General features: G+C 71.6%; 14 protein-coding genes, 1 rRNA gene, 2 pseudogenes and 2 riboswitches. Of the genes and pseudogenes, 13 read left to right on the top strand and 4 right to left on the bottom strand.

Annotated features, from left to right (window positions below):
- The first annotated feature begins 34 nt into the window (after positions 1-34).
- From rrf to AC07BF_RS18105, 12 genes are all read left to right on the top strand, one after another.
- Positions 35-151, top strand: a 5S ribosomal RNA gene (gene rrf / locus AC07BF_RS18160).
- Positions 152-249: 98 nt separating this feature from the next.
- Complete coding sequence (gene clsA, locus AC07BF_RS18155) at positions 250-870, top strand: cardiolipin synthase ClsA (protein ID WP_063350199.1); 621 nt, start codon at positions 250-252, stop codon at positions 868-870.
- Positions 871-996: 126 nt separating this feature from the next.
- Positions 997-3,492, top strand: coding sequence for a mannose-1-phosphate guanyltransferase (locus AC07BF_RS18150; protein WP_063350200.1), 2,496 nt, complete (start codon positions 997-999; stop codon positions 3,490-3,492).
- Positions 3,493-3,794: 302 nt separating this feature from the next.
- The gene (locus AC07BF_RS18145) at positions 3,795-4,889 is read left to right on the top strand and encodes a DUF881 domain-containing protein (protein ID WP_478333586.1); all 1,095 of its coding nucleotides are present in this window, start codon (positions 3,795-3,797) and stop codon (positions 4,887-4,889) included.
- A complete protein-coding gene (locus tag AC07BF_RS18140) occupies positions 4,886-5,218 on the top strand; it encodes a small basic family protein (RefSeq protein ID WP_030062488.1) in 333 nt (110 codons plus the stop codon). Before AC07BF_RS18145 ends, AC07BF_RS18140 begins: the two co-directional genes overlap by 4 nt.
- A 187-nt stretch (positions 5,219-5,405) precedes the next feature.
- Complete coding sequence (locus tag AC07BF_RS18135) at positions 5,406-6,302, top strand: DUF881 domain-containing protein (protein ID WP_478317637.1); 897 nt, start codon at positions 5,406-5,408, stop codon at positions 6,300-6,302.
- A gap of 226 nt (positions 6,303-6,528) precedes the next feature.
- Positions 6,529-7,410, top strand: a complete 882-nt coding sequence (locus AC07BF_RS18130) for an FHA domain-containing protein (RefSeq protein ID WP_400811828.1) — start codon at positions 6,529-6,531, stop codon at positions 7,408-7,410.
- A gap of 179 nt (positions 7,411-7,589) precedes the next feature.
- Positions 7,590-8,285 carry a transcriptional regulator FtsR gene (gene ftsR / locus AC07BF_RS18125; RefSeq protein WP_363585318.1) on the top strand — a complete coding sequence of 232 codons (696 nt, stop codon included), beginning with the start codon at positions 7,590-7,592 and terminating at the stop codon, positions 8,283-8,285.
- Positions 8,286-8,418: 133 nt separating this feature from the next.
- The gene (locus AC07BF_RS18120) at positions 8,419-8,895 is read left to right on the top strand and encodes a bifunctional nuclease family protein (protein ID WP_063350203.1); all 477 of its coding nucleotides are present in this window, start codon (positions 8,419-8,421) and stop codon (positions 8,893-8,895) included.
- Positions 8,896-9,132: 237 nt separating this feature from the next.
- Entirely contained in the window at positions 9,133-9,777 is a 645-nt protein-coding gene (locus tag AC07BF_RS18115; RefSeq protein ID WP_363585308.1) for a MerR family transcriptional regulator, read from the top strand.
- A 93-nt stretch (positions 9,778-9,870) separates the two neighbouring features.
- A complete protein-coding gene (locus tag AC07BF_RS18110) occupies positions 9,871-10,593 on the top strand; it encodes a SanA/YdcF family protein (protein WP_400811831.1) in 723 nt (240 codons plus the stop codon).
- A gap of 51 nt (positions 10,594-10,644) precedes the next feature.
- On the top strand, positions 10,645-12,072 hold the full coding sequence (locus AC07BF_RS18105) for a DNA polymerase IV (protein WP_478333585.1): 1,428 nt from the start codon (positions 10,645-10,647) through the stop codon (positions 12,070-12,072).
- 144 nt (positions 12,073-12,216) lie between these two features.
- Here the strand turns inward: AC07BF_RS18105 and AC07BF_RS18100 are convergent, their stop codons facing one another.
- The 3 genes and pseudogenes from AC07BF_RS18100 to AC07BF_RS18090 form a co-directional block, all read right to left on the bottom strand.
- Entirely contained in the window at positions 12,217-13,713 is a 1,497-nt protein-coding gene (locus AC07BF_RS18100; protein WP_363585306.1) for an MFS transporter, read from the bottom strand.
- Between the two features lie 179 nt (positions 13,714-13,892).
- Positions 13,893-14,306, bottom strand: a pseudogene (locus AC07BF_RS18095) (DUF2382 domain-containing protein); the annotation flags it as partial.
- Between the two features lie 396 nt (positions 14,307-14,702).
- A pseudogene (locus tag AC07BF_RS18090) lies at positions 14,703-15,065 on the bottom strand (PRC-barrel domain-containing protein); the annotation flags it as partial.
- 223 nt (positions 15,066-15,288) lie between these two features.
- Positions 15,289-15,392: riboswitch (glycine riboswitch) on the top strand.
- A 1-nt stretch (position 15,393) separates the two neighbouring features.
- A riboswitch (glycine riboswitch) is annotated at positions 15,394-15,525 on the top strand.
- Positions 15,526-15,629: 104 nt separating this feature from the next.
- Here AC07BF_RS18090 and gcvP point away from each other — a divergent pair.
- On the top strand, positions 15,630-18,530 hold the full coding sequence (gcvP, locus tag AC07BF_RS18085) for an aminomethyl-transferring glycine dehydrogenase (RefSeq protein ID WP_363585305.1): 2,901 nt from the start codon (positions 15,630-15,632) through the stop codon (positions 18,528-18,530).
- A gap of 90 nt (positions 18,531-18,620) precedes the next feature.
- Here gcvP and AC07BF_RS18080 read toward each other — a convergent pair whose 3' ends face one another.
- Positions 18,621-18,812, bottom strand: a complete 192-nt coding sequence (locus AC07BF_RS18080) for a DUF5999 family protein (protein WP_363585304.1) — start codon at positions 18,810-18,812, stop codon at positions 18,621-18,623.
- Between the last annotated feature and the right edge of the window lie 433 nt (positions 18,813-19,245).

Below are 19,245 nucleotides of genomic sequence, written 5' to 3'. Positions count from 1 at the left end.
CACGGGGTTGGTGCGGTTGACAGTTTCATAGTGTTTCGGTGGTCATAGCGTGAGGGAAACGCCCGGTTACATTCCGAACCCGGAAGCTAAGCCTTTCAGCGCCGATGGTACTGCAGGGGGGACCCTGTGGGAGAGTAGGACGCCGCCGAACAATCATTCGAGAGAAGCCCCCGCCGGGTGAACCTGGCGGGGGCTTTTCTGTTGTAGGGTCAACGTGCATTGTCGTCACACGGGACAGGAGGCCCCCGGGTGGAGGTCCAGGAGACGCGGGTCCAGACCGATCGCGTCCTCACCATCCCCAACCTGCTCAGCATGGGCCGGCTGGTCGGTGTTCCGCTTTTTCTCTGGCTGATTCTCTGGCCGGTTTTCGACGGCCCCAACAACGATGGTTGGGCGCTGCTGATCCTGATGCTGAGCGGTGTCAGCGACTACCTCGACGGGAAACTCGCGCGGCGATGGGGGCAGGTCAGCCGGGTGGGGCAGCTGCTCGATCCGCTGGCCGACCGGCTCTACGTGCTGTCCACGTTGGTCGGTTTGACCTGGCGTGAGATTCTTCCGTGGTGGGTGACGGCGATTCTGCTGGCCCGGGAAGTGTTTATCGGCGCGCTGCTGCCCATTTTGAACCGGCACGGTTACGGGCCGCTTCAGGTGAGTTTTCTGGGGAAGGCCGCGACCTTCAATCTGATGTACGCGTTTCCGCTCCTCCTGCTCGGCAGCGTGGACAGCTGGATCGCGCGGCCGGCCGAGGTGGTGAGCTGGGCCTTCATCTGGTGGGGGACCACATTGTACTGGTGGGCCGGTATTCTTTACGCGGTTCAGGCCCGGCGGATCACCCGTGCGGGCTCGACGGGCTCCGCGTCCGCAGTCTGAGACGTGATCTGAGAGAAGTCCCACGCCGTATCGGTGCGTCGGACGATACCTTCCGGGTAGGGATCCCTCTGGAACGGTTTGATGGACCTCTGTAGGTCCACCACCGCAAAGGAGGACGCACCCGTAATGAAAGCCGTTGTCATGGCAGGGGGCGAAGGAACCCGACTCCGCCCGATGACCTCCAGCATGCCGAAGCCGCTGCTTCCGGTCGCCAACAGGCCGATCATGGAGCACGTGCTTCGGCTGCTGAAGCGGCACGGCCTCTCCGACACCGTCGTCACCGTCCAGTTCCTGGCCTCACTGGTCAAGAACTACTTCGGTGACGGCGAGGACCTGGGCATGCATCTGACCTATGCCCACGAGGAGACGCCGCTAGGTACCGCGGGGAGTGTCAAGAACGCCGAGGACGCGTTGAAGGACGACTCCTTTCTGGTGATCTCCGGTGACGCACTGACCGACTTCGACCTCTCGGAATTGATCGACTTTCACCGCAGCAAGAACGCGCTGGTCACCGTCTGTCTCACCAGGGTGCCGAATCCCCTCGAGTTCGGTATCACGATCACGGACGACGACGGACGGGTCGAGCGCTTCCTGGAGAAGCCGACCTGGGGGCAGGTCTTCTCGGACACTGTGAACACCGGTATCTACGTGATGGAACCAGAGGTCTTCGACTACGTCGCGGCAGGTGAGTCCGTCGACTGGTCGAGTGACGTCTTCCCGCAATTGTTGAAGGAGGGCAAGCGGGTCTACGGCTACGTCGCCGAGGGCTACTGGGAGGACGTGGGCACCCACGAGAGCTACGGCAAGGCCCAGGCGGACGTCCTGGAGGGCAAGGTCGACGTCGAGCTCGACGGGTTCGAGATCTCGCCGGGCGTCTGGGTGGCCGAGGGCGCGGAGGTGGACCCGGAGGCCGTGCTGCGTGGGCCGCTGTACATCGGGGACTACGCCAAGGTCGAGGCCGGCGTCGAGATCCGCGAGCACACCGTGCTCGGCAGCAACGTGGTGGTCAAGCGCGGGGCCTTCCTCCACAAGGCGGTCGTGCACGACAACGTCTACATCGGGCCGCAGAGCAATCTGCGCGGCTGCGTGGTCGGAAAGAACACCGACGTGATGCGGGCCGCCCGGATCGAGGACGGCGCGGTGATCGGGGACGAGTGCCTGATCGGCGAGGAGTCGATCATCGGTGCGAACGTCCGGGTCTATCCGTTCAAGACCATCGAGGCCGGCGCCGTTGTCAACACGTCGGTGATCTGGGAGTCCCGCGGCCAGGAGCACCTGTTCGGCGTGCGTGGCGTGTCGGGGATTCTGAACGTCGAGATCACCCCGGAACTGGCCGTGCGGTTGGCCGGCGCGTACGCCACGACCCTGAAGAAGGGGGCGACCGTCACCATTGCGCGTGACCACTCGCGTGGTGCGCGTGCGCTCAAACGGGCGATGATTTCGGCGCTCCAGACGTCGGCCATAGACGTCCGCGACCTGGAGAACGTGCCGATGCCGGTGGCCCGGCAGCACACCGCCCGAGGGAGTGCGGGCGGGATCTTCCTGCGGACCACGCCGGGGGTGCCCGACTCTCTGGACATCCTCTTCTTCGACGAGCGCGGGGCCGATCTCTCGCAGGCCGGCCAGCGCAAGCTGGACCGCGTGTACGCGCGCCAGGAGTACCGGCGGGCCTTCCCCGGTGAGATCGGGGACCTGACCTTCCCGTCCAGCGTCTTCGACTCCTACGCGGGCAACCTGCTGCGGGCCGTCGACACCACCGGGGTCCGGGAGGCCGGACTGAAGGTGGTCGTGGACACCGCGCACGGCAGCGCCGGCCTGGTTCTGCCGAGCATCCTCGGACGGCTCGGAGTGGAGGCGCTCACCGTCTCCAGCGGGCTGGACGAGGCGCGGCCGACGGAGGACGCGGAGGAGCGGCGGGCCGGGCTGGCCAGGCTCGGTGAGCTGGTGGCCTCCTCCCGGGCGGCCTTCGGCGTCCGCTTCGACCCGGTCGGCGAGCGGGTCGCGTTCGTCGACGAACTGGGCCGGGTGATCGACGACGACCGGGCGTTGCTGGTGCTGCTGGACCTGGTCGCGGCAGAACGGCGCAGCGGGCAGGTGGCGCTGCCGGTGACCACGACCCGGATCGCCGAGCAGGTCGCCGCGTACCACGGCACCCAGGTCATCTGGACCACGACGACGCCGGACGACCTGGCGAAGGCGGCCGCCACCGAGGGCACGGTGTTCGGTGGGGACGGGCGCGGCGGGTTCGTGGTGCCGGAGTTCAGCGGAGTGCTGGACGGGGCCGCGGCCTTCGTGCGGTTGGTCGGCCTGGTGGCGCGGACCCAGCTCACGCTGAGCCAGATCGACGCGCGCATCCCGCAGGCGCACATCCGTCGTCGGGACCTGGCGACGCCGTGGGCGGCCAAGGGGATGGTGATGCGCTCGGTGGTCGAGGCGGCCGGCAGTCGGCGGCTGGACACCACCGACGGCGTCCGGGTCGTCGAGGCGGACGGGCGCTGGACGCTGGTGCTGCCGGACCCGGCCGAGGCGACCACCCACCTGTGGGCAGAGGGTCCGGACGACGAGGCCACGGAGGCGCTGCTGGACGAGTGGGCGGCGGTGGTCGACGGGGCCGGGAGGTGACGACACCGGCCTGATCGTCCGACGGTCCTGACGGTCGGGGGGGGGGGGGGGGGGGGGGGGGGGGGGGGGGGGGGGGGGTGAGGGTTGGGCGGGGGGAGGGGGGGGGGGGGTGGGGGGGGGGGGCGCCCCCCACCCCCCCCCCCCTCCCCTCCCCCCCCCCCCCCGCCCCTTCCCCCCCCCCCCCCCCCCCCCCCCCCCGCTGTCCGTTTTCACACTGTTCGCAATGATCCGTCACTTTGTGTCGTGTGTGCAGCTCAAGGGGTGTGCGCGGGCCCCTTCGCCGACGTGGGACGATGGTCCGCATGCCAGCGACGCCGACGCCGAGTGCCCCGAACGGACGGTACAACCGCCCGGACGCCTCGATGTCCCTGCTGACCAACGTCATGGACCACAGCCTCGACGAGGGCTACGCCGAGGCGGCCGCAGCGCGGGGCGGAGACCACGACAGCCGGATACCCAGGACGGCCCGAGGCCTGCTCACGCTGGCCGCCGGGCTGGCGTTGGTCGGGGTCGTGGTGACGGTCGGCGCGGTGAACGCGCACAAGGCGGAGCCGACGCTGGCCAAGGAACGGGACGCGCTGATCCACCGGATCAACGACACCAACGGCTCGGCCGACCACCTCCAGCAGCAGGTCCAGGACCTGCGGCGCAAGGTCGAGAGCACGCAGCAGCAGGCGCTCGCCACGGGCGACGGCGACCAGGGAGGTCTGACCGGCGCGGTGGGCCTGGGCGAGGTCGCGGGGCCGGGCGTCAAGCTGGTCCTGGAGGACGCGGCGGGGACCGGCGGCGGGGGAAACGTCGACCCGCGGGCCGGGCAGGGCTTCTCCAACAGCGGCCGGCTGCGGGACCGCGACCTCCAGCTGGTGGTGAACGGCCTGTGGGGATCCGGTGCGGAAGCCGTGGCGATCAACGGTCAGCGGCTCACCGCGCTCTCGGCGATCCGGGCTGCGGGAGAGGCGGTGCTGGTGGACAACCGACCGCTCGTCCCGCCGTACAACATCCAGGCGATCGGAGATGGGCCGAAGCTGCTCACCGCCTTCGAGAACGACATGGCCGGGCAGTACCTGCGGCTGCTCCAGGAGAAGTACGGCATCAAGTCGACCATGTCCGCGCAGAAGAGCCTGACGCTGCCGGCCGCGGTGGGCGTGACGCTGCGGACCGCCCAGCCGGTCACGCCCGAGCCCTCGCCCCCGGCGTCCCCGTCGGCGGCTTCGGTCACCCCGACGCCGTCACCCACCGACGGAACCTCCGGGAGCCCGAGCGCGTCCGTTTCACCGTCTGCGGGCAGCACCGGTCGGCGTACGCCGAGCGGGTCCGCGAAGACCACGACAGCCCACTCGTCCACGACGGCCCCGACCGGGTCGTCGTCCGCAGGGACAGGAGCAGCTAGACCGTGATTGCCGTACTGGGTCTCGTGATCGGGGTGGTCGTCGGACTCTTCGTCCAGCCCGAGGTGCCGGACGCCGTCGTGCCGTACCTGCCGATCGCGGTGGTGGCGGCGCTGGATGCCGTGTTCGGCGGCGTCCGGGCGATGCTGGACGGGATCTTCAACGACAAGGTGTTCATCGTCTCGTTCCTGTCGAACGTGGTGGTCGCGGCACTGATCGTCTTCCTCGGTGACCAGCTGGGCGTCGGCTCGCAGCTGTCCACGGGTGTGGTCGTCGTCCTCGGCATCCGCATCTTCTCCAACGCGGCCGCGATTCGGCGCCATGTCTTCCGCGCCTGAGCCGGGCCGCGGGGCGGCGGAGGAGCACGCGGACGGCGGCGGGAAGGCGTCGGAGCGGGCTGCCGAGGCGCCGGGGCCGGAGTCGGCGGCCGAGGCGGGCCCGGTCGAGCCGGTGGACGGGGCCGGGGAGGTCCAGCGCGCCGAACCGGCCGAGGAGCCGGGGAGGGCCGAGGGGCCCGTAGCGGCGGTGGGGGAGCCCGAGGAACAGGCTGCGGCGAAGTCTGACGCTAAGCCTGAGCTTGATGCGGAGGCGGCGCCCACGCCCGCGGTGCGGCTCGCGAAGGCCGCAGCGCCTGCGCCCGAGCCTGCGTCTGAGCCCGAGCCTGAGCCCGTGGTGGAGCCGGCCGCCCTGGACCGCGGTGCGGGACGGCGGCGCCTCAAGGCAGCCCTGTGGCCGCCGCGGATGTCGCGCGGGCAGCTGGTGGTGGCGCTGCTGCTGTTCTCGCTCGGTCTGGGGCTGGCGATCCAGGTGCGGTCGACCAACGACCACCACAGCCAGCTCCGCGGGGCCCGCCAGGAGGACCTGGTGCGCATCCTCGACGAACTGGACAGCCGTCAGCAGCGTCTTCAGCAGGAGAAGGCGGAGTTGGAGCAGTCCCTGGCCAAGTTGGAGAACAGTTCCAACCAGGCCAAGGAGGCCCAGGAGCAGACCAGGAAGAAGGCGACGGAGCTCGGCGTGCTCGCCGGTACCGTCAAAGCCACTGGTCCGGGCATCGTACTCACGGTCGATGATCCCCAAGGGCAGGTGAAGGCAGATATGCTGCTGGACACCCTGCAAGAACTTCGAGCGGCAGGGGCGGAGGCGATTCAGATCAACGATGTGCGCGTGGTGGTCAACACCTACTTCACCGACGTGTCGGGCGGCGGGGTGCAGATCGACGGGAAGAAGGTCTCGCAGCCCTATCGGTTCACCGTCGTGGGGAACCCGCAGGATCTGACACCCGCGCTGAACATCCCGGGGGGTGTCGTCCGTACTCTGGAGAGTCACCAGGCGCGGGCGACGATCACCCAGCAGCAGAAGGTGGTCGTGGACGCCCTCGTGGATCTGAAGACGCCGCAGTACGCCAAGCCGGCTTCGAAGTGACGGGGCGCCCGACGAACGGCCCGTCACCTGCGGGCGGCACCCGGTGCGGGGCGCCGCCGTCGCGTGGGCGAGACTGGGTCGTACCAGCACGCACCGGAGCACCAACAGCAGTACCAACCGTCGGAGTACCACTCCAGCAGGCCCGATCCGCAACCGGGCCCGCAGTCTGTCCGAGGTTCTCACCCTGCCCCGCGGGCGGGTCTGTCACACGCAAGGGGATTCGCCCGTGAGTTTCTTCTCGAAGTTGTTCGGTCGTAACAAGGGCCGTGGCGCGGCCTCCGTCGAGGCGCCGACCGCGCGGCACCGCCGGCCCGAGGACGAGGCCGCCGTGCCGGGCATGCGCCCCGCTCCAGAGGGGGCGCCGTACGCCGAGCAGCAGCTGTTCCGGGACGGCGCCGCCGCCCAGTACGCAGGGAATCCGGTGGGCTACGGCGCGTCGGTTGACCCTTCCGGCGACCCGCGCATAGGTTTCCAGTCAGGACCCTCAACCTCTGGTGGAGGGTTTGCCCCCGATCCGTACGCCGGGCACAACCCGTCGGGTGTGCCGCGCCAGGAGGCTGTGAACATGGCTGGCCCCACTCCGTGCCCCAGGTGCGGCAACCAGAACCCGTCATCGGCCCGGTTCTGCTCCAACTGCGGTACGGCCCTGCGCGGTGGCCTGCTTCCGGAGGGGGCGGCGGAGACCACGTCGACCATCTCCATCTCCGGCCTGGAGTCGTACGACCCCAACACCACGACCGGCACCGGCGCGACGCCGGCCCTGTCGGCCGAGGTGCTGTCGGCGATCGACGCGCTGCCGCCGGGCTCGGCCCTGCTGATCGTCCAGCGCGGTCCGAACTCGGGCAGCCGCTTCCTGCTGGACTCGGACGTCACCACGGCCGGCCGTCACCCGCAGGGCGACATCTTCCTGGACGACGTCACGGTCTCGCGGCGCCACGTGGAGTTCCGTCGGACGCAGGCCGGGTTCAGCGTCGCGGACGTCGGCAGCCTCAACGGCACCTACGTCAACCGGGAGCGGATCGACGAGGTGTCGCTGAACAACGGTGACGAGGTGCAGATCGGGAAGTACCGGCTGGTGTTCTTCGCCGGCCACAACCGGGGGTACTGAACCCAACGTCGGTAGGAGCCCGAGTGAGTACGAATACCCCTTCATCTTCTCTCGGGGCGGCCACCCCCGCATCGTCCGGTCCGCACGCGGACCGCGGCGCGCGCGGGGTGGTCGCGGGCCCCAGGCAGCCGGTCCGCCCGGACCGGCCGGGTGGGCGGCGGCGCGGCGGTGACGAGCTGCTGAGCATCGGCGCGGTGTTGACCTTCCTGCGCGACGACTTCCCCGAGGTCACCATCTCCAAGATCAGGTTCCTGGAGGCGGAGGGGCTGGTCGAGCCGCAGCGCACGCCCTCGGGGTACCGCAAGTTCAGCCCGGCCGACGTCGAGCGGCTGGCCTACGTCCTGCGGATGCAGCGTGACCACTACCTGCCGCTGCGGGTGATCCGCGAGCACCTGGACGCCATCGAGCGCGGTGAGGCACCGCCCGCGCTGCCGCCCTCCGCCGACACCCGACCCGGGCCGGTGGAGGAAGCGGACCGGGAGCTGGGGGCCTCGGCCGACGTCCCGTCCGGAGTCCGGCTGGGGCGTGCCGAACTGCTGGCGGCCGCCGAGTCCGGTGAGCGCGAGCTGTCCGAATGGGAGTCCTACGGTCTGGTCGCGCCCGGTCCGGACGGCGGGTACGACGGCGAGGCGCTGCAGGTGGCCCGGCTGGTCGCGGAACTCGGCCGGTACGGGCTGGAACCGCGGCACCTGCGGGCCATGAAGGCCGCGGCGGATCGGGAGATCGCGCTGGTGGAACAGGTGGTGGCGCCACTGCGCCGGCACCGGAACCCGCAGACCAGGGCCCATGCCGAGGCCACCGCGCGGGAGCTGGCGACACTGTCCGTGCGGCTGCACGCGGCGATGGTCCAGGCCGGTCTGCGCAGCCGCGGATAGCGTCCCCGTGGGATTCCCGCGGGGCTCCTGCGGGGTGGCTGTCCAGACCCCGGGCGGTCGGCGTGCACCGCGCTGACCAGCGGCGTCGGCCCTGCGCTTTCATATCCGGGGCCTGAGCCATAGGGTTGCCTGTGTGAATGAGCTCGACGTCGTGGGTGTCCGAGTGGAGATGCCTTCCAACCAGCCGATCGTGCTGCTGCGGGAGGTCGGGGGCGATCGGTACCTGCCGATCTGGATCGGTCCCGGCGAGGCGACCGCGATCGCCTTCGCCCAGCAGGGCATGACGCCGGTCCGCCCGCTGACGCACGACCTGTTCAAGGACGTCCTGGAGGCGCTCGGGCAGCAGCTCACCGAGGTCCGGATCACCGACCTGCGGGAGGGCGTCTTCTACGCCGAGCTGGTCTTCACCGGCGGGGTCGAGGTGAGCGCCCGGCCGTCCGACGCGATAGCGCTGGCCCTGCGCACCGGCACGCCGATCTACGGGAGCGAGGAGGTGCTCGCCGAGGCGGGCATCGCGATCCCGGACGAGCAGGAGGACGAGGTCGAGAAGTTCCGCGAGTTCCTCGACCAGGTGTCGCCCGAGGACTTCGGGGGCAGCGGTCCGCAGTAGTGCGAACCGGATTTCCCTACAGGTCAGGCCGTTGTTTGGCTTGCCGTTTTGCCAAAAACCGTCGACCTACCCACACTAGGGGCACGAAAAACCACTCTCCTGAGTGATGTGGTTTGGCTGGCCCGGCGTGGCGATCGTTGACGGGTCATAGGGGACTGCCTACCGTCAGGAGTGGCTGTCCGGGTGACCGATGCCCGCAGTTCGGGTTGCCCGCAGCACCAGTGGACGGAGGCAGGCATGAGCAGCACCGGCGATGACACGGCCGTGGGAGGCCTGTGTGCCGTGCACCTGCCGCGCACCGCTCGCACCGTGACGGACCTGCCCCGGGTGGGCAGGTTCCCGGCCGTGCAGCCCGGTCAGCCCGCCATCGAGCGGCTGGCCCCGACGTCCGAACTGATCGGCTACCGCGGTCCGACGGCCTGCGCGGCGGCCGGCATCACGTACCGCCAGCTGGACTACTGGGCCCGGACCGGACTGCTGGAGCCCAGCGTCCGTTCGGCGTACCCGGCCACCAGCCAGCGGCTCTACAGCTTCCGCGACATCCTGCTGCTGAAGATCGTGAAGCGGCTGCTCGACGCGGGCGTCTCGCTGCAGAACATCCGGGTGGCGGTCGCCCATCTGCAGGCGGCCGAGCAGGGCGACCTGGCCGGGATGACGCTGATGTGCGACGGCGCGACGGTGTACGAGTGCACCACGCCGCAGCAGGTGGTGGACCTGCTGAAGGGCGGTCAGGGCGTGTTCGGCATCGCGGTCGGAGCGGTCTGGCGGGAGCTGGAGCTGACGCTCGGGCGGCTGCACGCGGAGCGCACCGACACCGGCGAGACGCTGGTCGGCCACGACCCGTCCGACGAGCTGGCCCAGCGGCGCAACCGGGCGGTCTGAACGCAGAACTGACGAGGCCGCGGGCCCGGACGGGGAACCGTCCGGGCCCGCGGCCTCGTCGTTGCGCCTGGTGAGGCGATCGAGGGAGGACACGTGGGGTTCGGCACCGGGATAGCGGGTCTGCTGCGGCGTCGGGGCGGGCTGCTGAAGGTCCGGTTTCGGCGGCGGTCCGTGCAGCGCAGGGCCTTCCAGACGGCGACGGTGCTCTGCTCGCTGGCGCTGGCGCCGAGCGCGTGGCTGTGGTGCTCGGCCGGGGACCGGGTCGGCACGGTGGCCGGCGTGCCGTCCGCGCCGGTCGCGGTGGTCTTCGGCGCCGGGCTGGACCAGGGCAAGCCATCGCCGTACCTGGAGCACCGGCTGAGCGCGGCGCTGGACCTGTACCGGGCGGGGAAGGTGCAGGCGATCCTGGTGACCGGCGACAACGGCCGGGACAGCTACGACGAGCCGGACGCGATGCGGACGTACCTGATCGAGCACGGGGTGCCGGCGGTCCGGGTGGTGGGCGACTACGCGGGCTTCGACACCTGGAACTCCTGCACCCGGGCCCGGCGGGTCTTCGGGGTGGAGCGGGCGGTGCTGGTCAGCCAGGACTTCCACGTCCGCCGGGCGCTGGCCCTGTGCGAGGCGGCGGGCATCGACGCGTACGCGGTCGGGGTGCCGGAACCGCACGACGGCACCTGGCTGTACGGCGGGCTGCGGGAGATCCCCGGGGCAGGCAAGGCGGCGGTCAACGCCTGGCTGCGGCCGGACCCGCTGTTCCTCGGCCCCCGGGAGGACGGCATCCCGAAGGCGCTGGCGGACGCCGCGCAGCGCTAGGGCCTGCCCGGGTTCGTACGCATTGTCGGACCCCTGCGGGATGATCGGCGGGTGCGATCACTGCCGAGCATCATCCACCTCGACATGGACGCCTTCTTCGCGGCGGTGGAGCAGGCGGCCAAGCCGAGCCTGCGCGGCAAACCGGTGGTCGTCGGCGGGCTCGGCGGGCGCGGGGTGGTCTCCACCGCCTCGTACGAGGCGCGGAGGTTCGGGGTGCACTCGGCGATGCCGATGGCGCAGGCGCGCCGGCTCTGCCCCAACGCGGCCTTTCTGAGCGGCCGGTTCGAGGCCTACAGGCAGGTCAGCGAGCTCGTGATGGGTCTGCTGCGCGAGCTGTCGCCGCTGGTGCAGCCGCTCAGCCTGGACGAGGCCTTCGTCGACCTGGAGGCCGGCCGCTACGGTCCGGTGCTGGCGGAGTCCGACCACGAGACCGGGGAGCGGCTGGTGCTCGCCCTGGCGGAGGACCTGCGGGCGGACATCCAGCGGCGCACCGGGCTGACCGGGTCGGTCGGGGCGGCCGGATCCAAGCTGATGGCGAAGATCGCCTCCGAGCAGGCCAAACCGGACGGGCTGGTGCTGATCGAACCCGGGCAGGAACGGGCCGTGCTCGGCCCGATGCCGGTCCGGGCGCTGCCCGGGATCGGGCCGGCCACCGAACAGGTGCTGCGGCGGGCCGGACTGAACACCGTGGCGGACCTCGCCGAGGCGGGGGAGGGCGAACTGGTGCAGCTGCTCGGGCGGGCGCACGGCGCGGGTGTGCACCAGATGTCGATAGGGCTGGACGACCGGCCGGTGGTGGCCGACCAGGACGCCAAGTCGGTCTCGGTGGAGGACACCTTCGAGGTGGACCTCGCCGACCGGGAGCGGGTGCTGCGCGAGGTGGAGGTGCTGGCCGCCCGGTGCGTGCGGCGGCTGCGCGCGGCCGGGCGCTCGGGGCGGACGGTGGTGCTCAAGGTCCGGCGGTTCGACTTCTCGACGCTGACCCGTTCGGAGACGCTGCGCGGGCCCACCGACGACGAGGCGGTGGTCATCGAGACGGCGCGTCGGCTGGCCTCCCAGGTGGACATCACCGGCGGGGTGCGGCTGCTCGGGGTGGGGGTCGCCCAGCTGGCCGACTACACCCAGGAGGACTTGTTCGCGCAGGCCCTGCGGGAGGAGGCGGCCGAGCACGCGGAGGCGGAGGTCGAGACGGCCGAGGAGGAACCGGAGGCGGTCGCGCCGCGCCGCTGGATGCCCGGGCAGGACGTCCGCCATACCGAGCTGGGGCCCGGGTGGGTGCAGGGCAGCGGTGTCGGGCGGGTCACCGTGCGGTTCGAGACGCCGTGGAGCGGGCCGGGGCGCATCCGGACCTTCGCGGTGGACGATCCGGCGCTGGAACCGGCCCGTCCGCTGCCGCTGTGGGGGGCCGAGGGGCCGGAGGAGACGGGGGCGCCCGGGGAGAGGGAGGCGCCGGAGGAGACGGGGGCGCCGGGGGTGTGAAACGCGAAGCGGCCCCGACCGGTGGGGGGAGTACCGGTTGGGGCCGCATACCGTGCCGGACTTCGTGCGGTCGTGATGCCCTCGCGACCGTCCGAAGGCCGGGCCGCCGCGCCCTGTCCCTGAGCGCGGCGGCCGGACGCCTGGTCAGGCGTCGGTCTTGGCCAGCTCGGGGCTGGAGTTCCGCTCGGCCGTGCCGCCCGAGGCGACGACGGTGGCGGCCGGCTTGACGCCGCGGATCAGGAACGGGACGACGCCGGCGACGGCGCAGACGACGGCCGCGGCCCAGAACGCGTGCTTGTAGGCGTCCAGCGTGGGCAGCAGCAGCGGGATCTGCGGCGGCAGCTTCATGGTGTCGCCGGTCAGGATGGCGGCCATCACGGCGGTGCCGATCGCGCCACCGACGGTGCGCAGCACGGCGTTCATGCCGTTGGCGATGCCGCTCTGCTCCACCGGGACGGCGCCGTTGATGTAGGCCGGCATCGCGGAGAACGCCAGGCCGATGCCGAGGCCGAAGATCGCCGAGGAGGTGTAGATGTCGCCCTCGTGGCTGTGCCGCACGGCCAGGTAGGCCATCGCGACGGCACCCAGGACGCCACCGAGGACCAGCGGCAGGCGCGGGCCGCGGCGGGCGATCAGCATCGCGCCGACCGGAGCCGCCACCATCGAGCCGATCGCGGACGGCAGCAGCAGCAGACCGGCATGCAGGACGGTCGCGGTGAAGCCGTAGTGGGTGAGCTTCTCCGGGGTCTGGGCGAAGTTGCTGATCACCATGAACGAGCCGTACATGCCGAAGCCGATCAGCAGGCCGGCCAGGTTGGTGAAGGCGACGGCCGGACGGGACATCATCTTCATGTCCACCAGGGGGTGCGCGACCTTGGTCTCGATGACCCCCCAGATCAGGGCGACGACGGCGGCCACGGCGAACAGGCCGAGGGTCTTGGTCGAGGTCCAGCCCCAGTGGTTGCCCTGGCTGACCGCGACGAGCAGCGCGGAGAGCCAGCCGGCCAGGGTGAGGGCGCCGAGCGGGTCGGCGCCGCCCTCCTTGTCGGTGACCGGGTCGGACGGGACGCGGAACGCGACCAGGGCGACCGCGATCAGGCCGAAGACCAGGCCCATCCAGAAGATCGACTTGTAGCTCCAGTGCTCCAGCAGGAGACCGGTCGCGACCAGGCCGAGGCCGGAGCCGACACCCATCGAGGCGCTGATGGCGGCGACGCCGCCGGTCACCTTCTGCTTGGGCAGCTCGTCGCGGACGATGCTGATCGCCAGCGGGAGCACGCCACCGCCGGCGCCCTGAAGGACGCGGGCGACGACCAGCCAGGTGAAGGAGTGGGTGCTGACCGCCAGTGCCGAGCCGGCGACCAGACCGGCCAGCGAGATCAGCAGCATCGGCTTACGGCCCCGGAGGTCGCCGAAGCGGCCCAGCAGGGGAGTCAGCACGGCGGCGGAGAGCAGGTTGGCGGTCATGAGCCAGGTGACGCTGGACGCGGAGACGCTCAGTTCCTTGGCCAGCGAGGGCAGGATCGGGACGACCGCGGTCTGCACCACGCTGAACGACAGCATCGCCAGGATGAGGGCCGGCAGGACCCGGGCGCTGCTCTGCTTCTCGGCCGCGGTGGTGGGCTGTGGTGCCTCACTCACGGTTGCTTCCTCCCGTACATAGTGAATGAACTGAAGTAACCATGCCGGGAGATACTTCAGAGTGTCAAATATCCATTGGTGACGCTTTGGCAAAATCGAAGGATTCCGGCCGGGCGGCGACCGGGACGAGGCATGCCGAGGGCCCCGGACCGATGGGTCCGGGGCCCTGGGGCGAGGGGTCAGGCGAACGGGCGCAGCACGGCCGGGCGGGGGGCCTCGGCCGCCGGCGTGGCCACCGGGGTCGCCGGGGCGGCGGCGGTGTTGTCGTGGATCTCGACGTGCTCGCGGCGCAGCTCGTCCCGGATCACCTCCTCGGCGGTGTAGCGCTCCACCACCAGGCGGACCCGCTCGATCGGGGTGAGGTACTTGCGGACCACCGGGCGCTCCTCGCGCAGGGTGACCTCCTCCACCGCCTCGGCGATCTCCTTCTCGGTGAGCGAGGCGCGCTCGGCCTTGCTCACCGGCATCCGCTCCACCCGGACGCGCTCGCGGACCACCGGGACGCGGCGCTCGACCTGCTCGCTGGTCACGTACTTGCGCAGCTTCGCGGTGCCCACGATGTGCCAGTCCGTGGTGATGTCCAGGCGCTCCTCGCGGCAGGTGATCTCCACCGGGCCGTTGGGGGACGACGGGGCCGGACCGGTCGAGCGCTCCGAGGCCGGCGGGGCCACGGCCGAGTTCGTGGTCGCGGTGGTCGTCACGATCGGGGCGGGTTGCGGCTTGGGCTCGGTCGTCGTGGGGGCGGCCGCGGGTGCGGGGGTGTTGAGGGTCCGCACGCTGACCTCCGTCGCGGTGCCGGTGGGGTCGGCAGGGGTGGTGGTCGGGGCGGGGTCGAGGGAGTGGAAGGCGATGGGCTTCACGGGCTCGGCCGCCGAGGTGGTGCCGAAGTCGAGGTCGGGGCGCGCGGGTCGGCCGCCGTCCCGGCCGACCGGGCGGTCACTCTCGTGGCCGGCCGGCCGGTCACCCTCACGACTGACGGGCCGGTCGCCGTCCCGACCGACCGGGCGGTCACTGTCCCGGCCGACCGGGCGGCCGTTCGCCGGGGTGTCCAGGCCGTAGTAGCGGTAGAGCTGGAGCTCCTGGGCGGGCGACAGGTGCTGGCCGACGCCGAAGTCCGGCGACTCCTTCACCAGCGACTTGTCGTACGGCACCCGGAGCTCGTCGCCGGAGAACTCGCTGGTGGTGAGCGGGACGAAGGCGTCCCGGCCGAAGATGCCGGTCCGGACGGCTGCCCACTCCGGCTGGCCGGTGGCGTCGTCCAGGTAGACCTCGTCGACCGTGCCGATCTTGTCTCCGTTGCGGTCGACCGCCTTGTGGCCGATGAGGTCCCGGGGATCGATATCGGTTTGCACTCTTTCCTCCAGTGCGCTGCGCCTGCGGAACTCCCGCAGGACCGTGGCCGGAGCACCCGTTCCGCCTGCCACTTCACACCAAAGGCCATGAATCGGACGGGCGCGACCGGGGTGCGCCGGACGGGCTCCGGGCTGGACCGTCCGGGGGACGCGCGTAGACCCCGAGCGACCCGACGCGACCGTGATCAGGGGGCCTGCCGCTGGTACCCTGGGCGGCGACCGCCGAGCCCGCTCGGGAGAGTCCCCGGCCACGGAAAGCGCTGGTCGGGGCGCCGAAGGAGCAACTCCTCCCCGGAATCTCTCAGGCATCCGTACCGTGTGGGGTAGGTCACTCTGGAAAGCAGGGCAGGACCGTCGGCAGGGAGTCGACGGGCACCACCCTCACCGACGGTGCAAGCCGGCGGCGTGCCCACAGCGCGCCGTGCGGGTGAAGCTCTCAGGTCCCGATGACAGAGGGGGAGGCCTGTCGGGTTCGCCCGCCCGGGTCGAGCCGCTGTCCGCAGCGGCTCCGGCCGGTCGGCGTGCGCACCCCCGCCGGTCCGTGACCAGGAGGCCTCGACCACCATGAACGCCCAGCCGAACGCGGGACGCCCCACCGGCGCCTCGACCCTCACCGAGCTTGAGCTGGCCAGCCCCTTCGAGAACCGCCACATCGGCCCCGACGACGCCGCGCAGCAGAAGATGCTGGCGTCCATCGGCTACGGCTCGCTGGACGAACTCGCCGCCACCGCCGTTCCCGAGGCGATCCGCTCCATCACCGGCCTGGACCTGCCCGGCGGCCGCAGCGAGGCGCAGGTGCTCGCCGAACTGCGCGAGCTGGCGAGCCGCAACCAGGTGCTCCAGCCGATGATCGGCCTGGGCTACTACGGCACCTTCACCCCGCCGGTGATCCTGCGCAACGTCATGGAGAACCCGGCCTGGTACACCGCCTACACGCCGTACCAGCCGGAGATCTCCCAGGGCCGCCTGGAGGCGCTGCTCAACTTCCAGACCCTGGTCTCCGACCTGACCGGCCTGCCGACCTCCGGCTCCTCGCTGCTCGACGAGGGCACGGCGGCCGCCGAGGCGATGGCGCTCGCCCGCCGCGTCACCAAGGTTAAGGGCGGCGTCTTCCTGGTCGACGCCGAGACCCTGCCGCAGACCACCGCGGTGATCAACACCCGCGCGGTGCCGACCGGTGTCGAGGTCGTCGTCGCCGACCTGTCCGAGGGCATCCCGGCCGAGATCGCCGAGCGCGGCGTCTTCGGCGTGCTGCTCCAGTACCCGGGCGCCACCGGTGTGGTCCGCGACCTCACCCCGGTCATCGAGCAGGCGCACGGCCTCGGAGCGATCGTCGCGGTCGCCGCCGACCTGCTGGCGCTGACCCTGCTCGCCTCGCCGGGCTCGCTCGGCGCCGACATCGCCTGCGGCACCTCGCAGCGCTTCGGCGTGCCGATGGGCTTCGGCGGCCCGCACGCCGGCTACCTGTCGGTGCGCGCCGAGTACGCCCGCTCGCTGCCCGGCCGCCTGGTCGGCGTCTCGGTCGACGCCGACGGCAACCGCGCCTACCGCCTGGCGCTGCAGACCCGCGAGCAGCACATCCGCCGCGAGAAGGCCACCAGCAACATCTGCACCGCCCAGGTGCTGCTCGCCGTCATGGCCTCGATGTACGCCGTCTACCACGGTCCGGACGGCCTGGCCGACATCGCCCGCCGCACCCACCGCTACGCCGCCGCCCTCGCCGAGGGCCTGCGGGCCGGCGGCGTCGAGCTGCTGCACGGCGAGTTCTTCGACACCGTCACCGCCGTCGTCCCGGGCCGTGCCGCCGAGATCGCGGCCGCCGCCCGCGCCAACGGCGTCAACGTCCACCAGGACGGCGCGGACCGGATCTCGGTCTCCACCGACGAGACCACCACCCGCGAGCACCTCGCCGCCGTCTGGGCCGCGTTCGGCGTCCCCGCGGTCGAGGTCGCCGAGGGCGCCGACGCGCTGCCGGCCGCGCTGCTGCGCCAGGACGAGTACCTGACCCACCCGGTCTTCCACAGCCACCGCTCGGAGACCGCCATGCTGCGCTACCTGCGCCGCCTGTCGGACCGGGACTACGCGCTGGACCGCGGCATGATCCCGCTGGGCTCCTGCACCATGAAGCTCAACGCGACCACCGAGATGGAGGCCGTCACCTGGCCGGAGTTCGGCCAGCTGCACCCCTTCGCGCCGATCGAGCAGGCCCAGGGCTACCTCAGCCTGATCCGCGAGTTGGAGCGCCAGCTGGTCGAGGTGACCGGCTACGACGCCGTCTCGATCCAGCCGAACGCGGGCTCGCAGGGCGAGCTGGCCGGCCTGCTGGCCGTCCGCGCCTACCACCACGCCAACGGCGACACCCAGCGCGACGTCTGCCTGATCCCGTCCTCCGCGCACGGCACCAACGCGGCCTCCGCGGTGATGGCCGGCATGCGCGTGGTCGTGGTGAAGACCCTGGTCGACGGTGACGTGGACGTCGAGGACCTGAAGGCCAAGATCGAGCAGCACCGGGACAGCCTCTCCGTGCTGATGGTCACCTACCCCTCCACCCACGGCGTGTACGAGACCCAGATCACCGACATCTGCGCCCTGGTGCACGAGGCCGGCGGCCAGGTGTACGTGGACGGCGCCAACCTGAACGCCCTGGTCGGCCTCGCCAAGCCGGGCAAGTTCGGCGCGGACGTCTCGCACCTGAACCTGCACAAGACCTTCTGCATCCCGCACGGCGGCGGCGGCCCGGGCGTCGGCCCGGTCGCGGTGCGCGCCCACCTGGCGCCGTACCTGCCGAACCACCCGCTGCAGCCGGAGGCCGGTCCGGCCACCGGAGTCGGCCCGATCTCGGCGGCGCCGTGGGGCTCGGCGGCCATCCTGCCGATCTCCTGGGCGTACGTCCGGCTGATGGGCGGCGAGGGCCTCAAGCGCGCGACCCAGGTCGCGGTGCTGAACGCCAACTACATCGCCAAGCGGCTGGCACCGCACTTCCCGGTGCTCTACACCGGCCCCGGCGGGCTGGTCGCGCACGAGTGCATCATCGACCTGCGCCCGCTGACCAAGGAGACGGGCGTGACGGTGGACGACATCGCCAAGCGCCTGATCGACTACGGCTTCCACGCGCCGACGATGTCCTTCCCGGTGGCCGGCACGCTGATGATCGAGCCGACCGAGTCCGAGGACCTGCACGAGATCGACCGGTTCTGCGACGCGATGATCGAGATCCGGGCCGAGATCGACAAGGTCGGCTCGGGCGAGTGGGCGGCCGCGGACAACCCGCTGCGCAACGCCCCGCACACCGCCGCCGAGCTGGCCGGCGACTGGGCGCACGGCTACTCGCGGCAGGAGGCGGTCTTCCCGGCGGGCGTGAACCCGGCGGACAAGTACTGGCCGCCGGTCAGCCGGATCGACGGCGCGTACGGCGACCGCAACCTGGTCTGCTCCTGCCCGCCGCTGGAGGAGTACGGCGTCTGATCCGGACCGGACGTACGGCAGGGCCCCGACGGCACGTACCGTCGGGCCCCTGCCCGTTGTCGTCGTTCGGCGGCTGCCCCGCCGGTGCGGTCAGGCCGCGCGGGCGACGGGGCGGCGCGGCGCGATCACCCGGCCGTCGGGCAGCAGCTCTCCGGTGTCCTCGAACAGCACGACGCCGTTGCAGAGCAGGCTCCAGCCCTGCTCCGGGTGGCAGGCCACCGTGACGGCCGCCTCGCGGTCCTCGGACTCGGCCGACGGGCACTCAGGACGGTGCTGGCACATACGTACCCTCGCTTCGCTCTGCGATCCTCCCCCGTGGTGCGGCCGCCGGCGGAGCCGTCGGGAGCCGCCGCGGTAGCCGGATCCTGTCCGCGCGCCGACCAGGTGTGGACCGGCGCTCAAGTGGGTAGGACAGGTGGTCCTTCCACGCTGGTTCCCAGTGTCGGCATCTACGGTCGCGCGCGCAGGGATTTCGTGACATGCGCCACAACTCCCGGGTAGAGATCACCCGTTCAGGCGGGTCCGGCGGGAAACGGCGCACCGATGGGTCAGCTGCGGCATGGCCCGAGGAGGTCAGGGCGGATGGCCCGTCCGGGTGGTTCGGGCGGGCGAGGGCGACGCGCACGCTGCCGGGGGGGGGGGGGGGGGGGGGGGGGGGGAGGGGGTGGGGGGGGGGGGGGGGGGGGGGGGGGGGGGGGGGGGGGGGGGGGGGGGG

This window comes from Kitasatospora sp. NPDC043950 (genome assembly GCF_056435345.1).
The sequence above is the reverse complement of the archived record's forward strand: the minus strand, read 5'-3'. Positions and strand labels throughout refer to the sequence as shown.

Coding starts and splice junctions, on each gene's coding strand:
- AC07BF_RS18150 (WP_063350200.1), top strand. CDS start 997: ATGAAAGCCGTTGTCATGGCAGGGGGCGAAGGAACCCGACTCCGCCCG.
- AC07BF_RS18115 (WP_363585308.1), top strand. CDS start 9,133: ATGAGCAGCACCGGCGATGACACGGCCGTGGGAGGCCTGTGTGCCGTG.
- AC07BF_RS18145 (WP_478333586.1), top strand. CDS start 3,795: ATGCCAGCGACGCCGACGCCGAGTGCCCCGAACGGACGGTACAACCGC.
- AC07BF_RS18080 (WP_363585304.1), bottom strand. CDS start 18,812: ATGTGCCAGCACCGTCCTGAGTGCCCGTCGGCCGAGTCCGAGGACCGC.
- gcvP (WP_363585305.1), top strand. CDS start 15,630: ATGAACGCCCAGCCGAACGCGGGACGCCCCACCGGCGCCTCGACCCTC.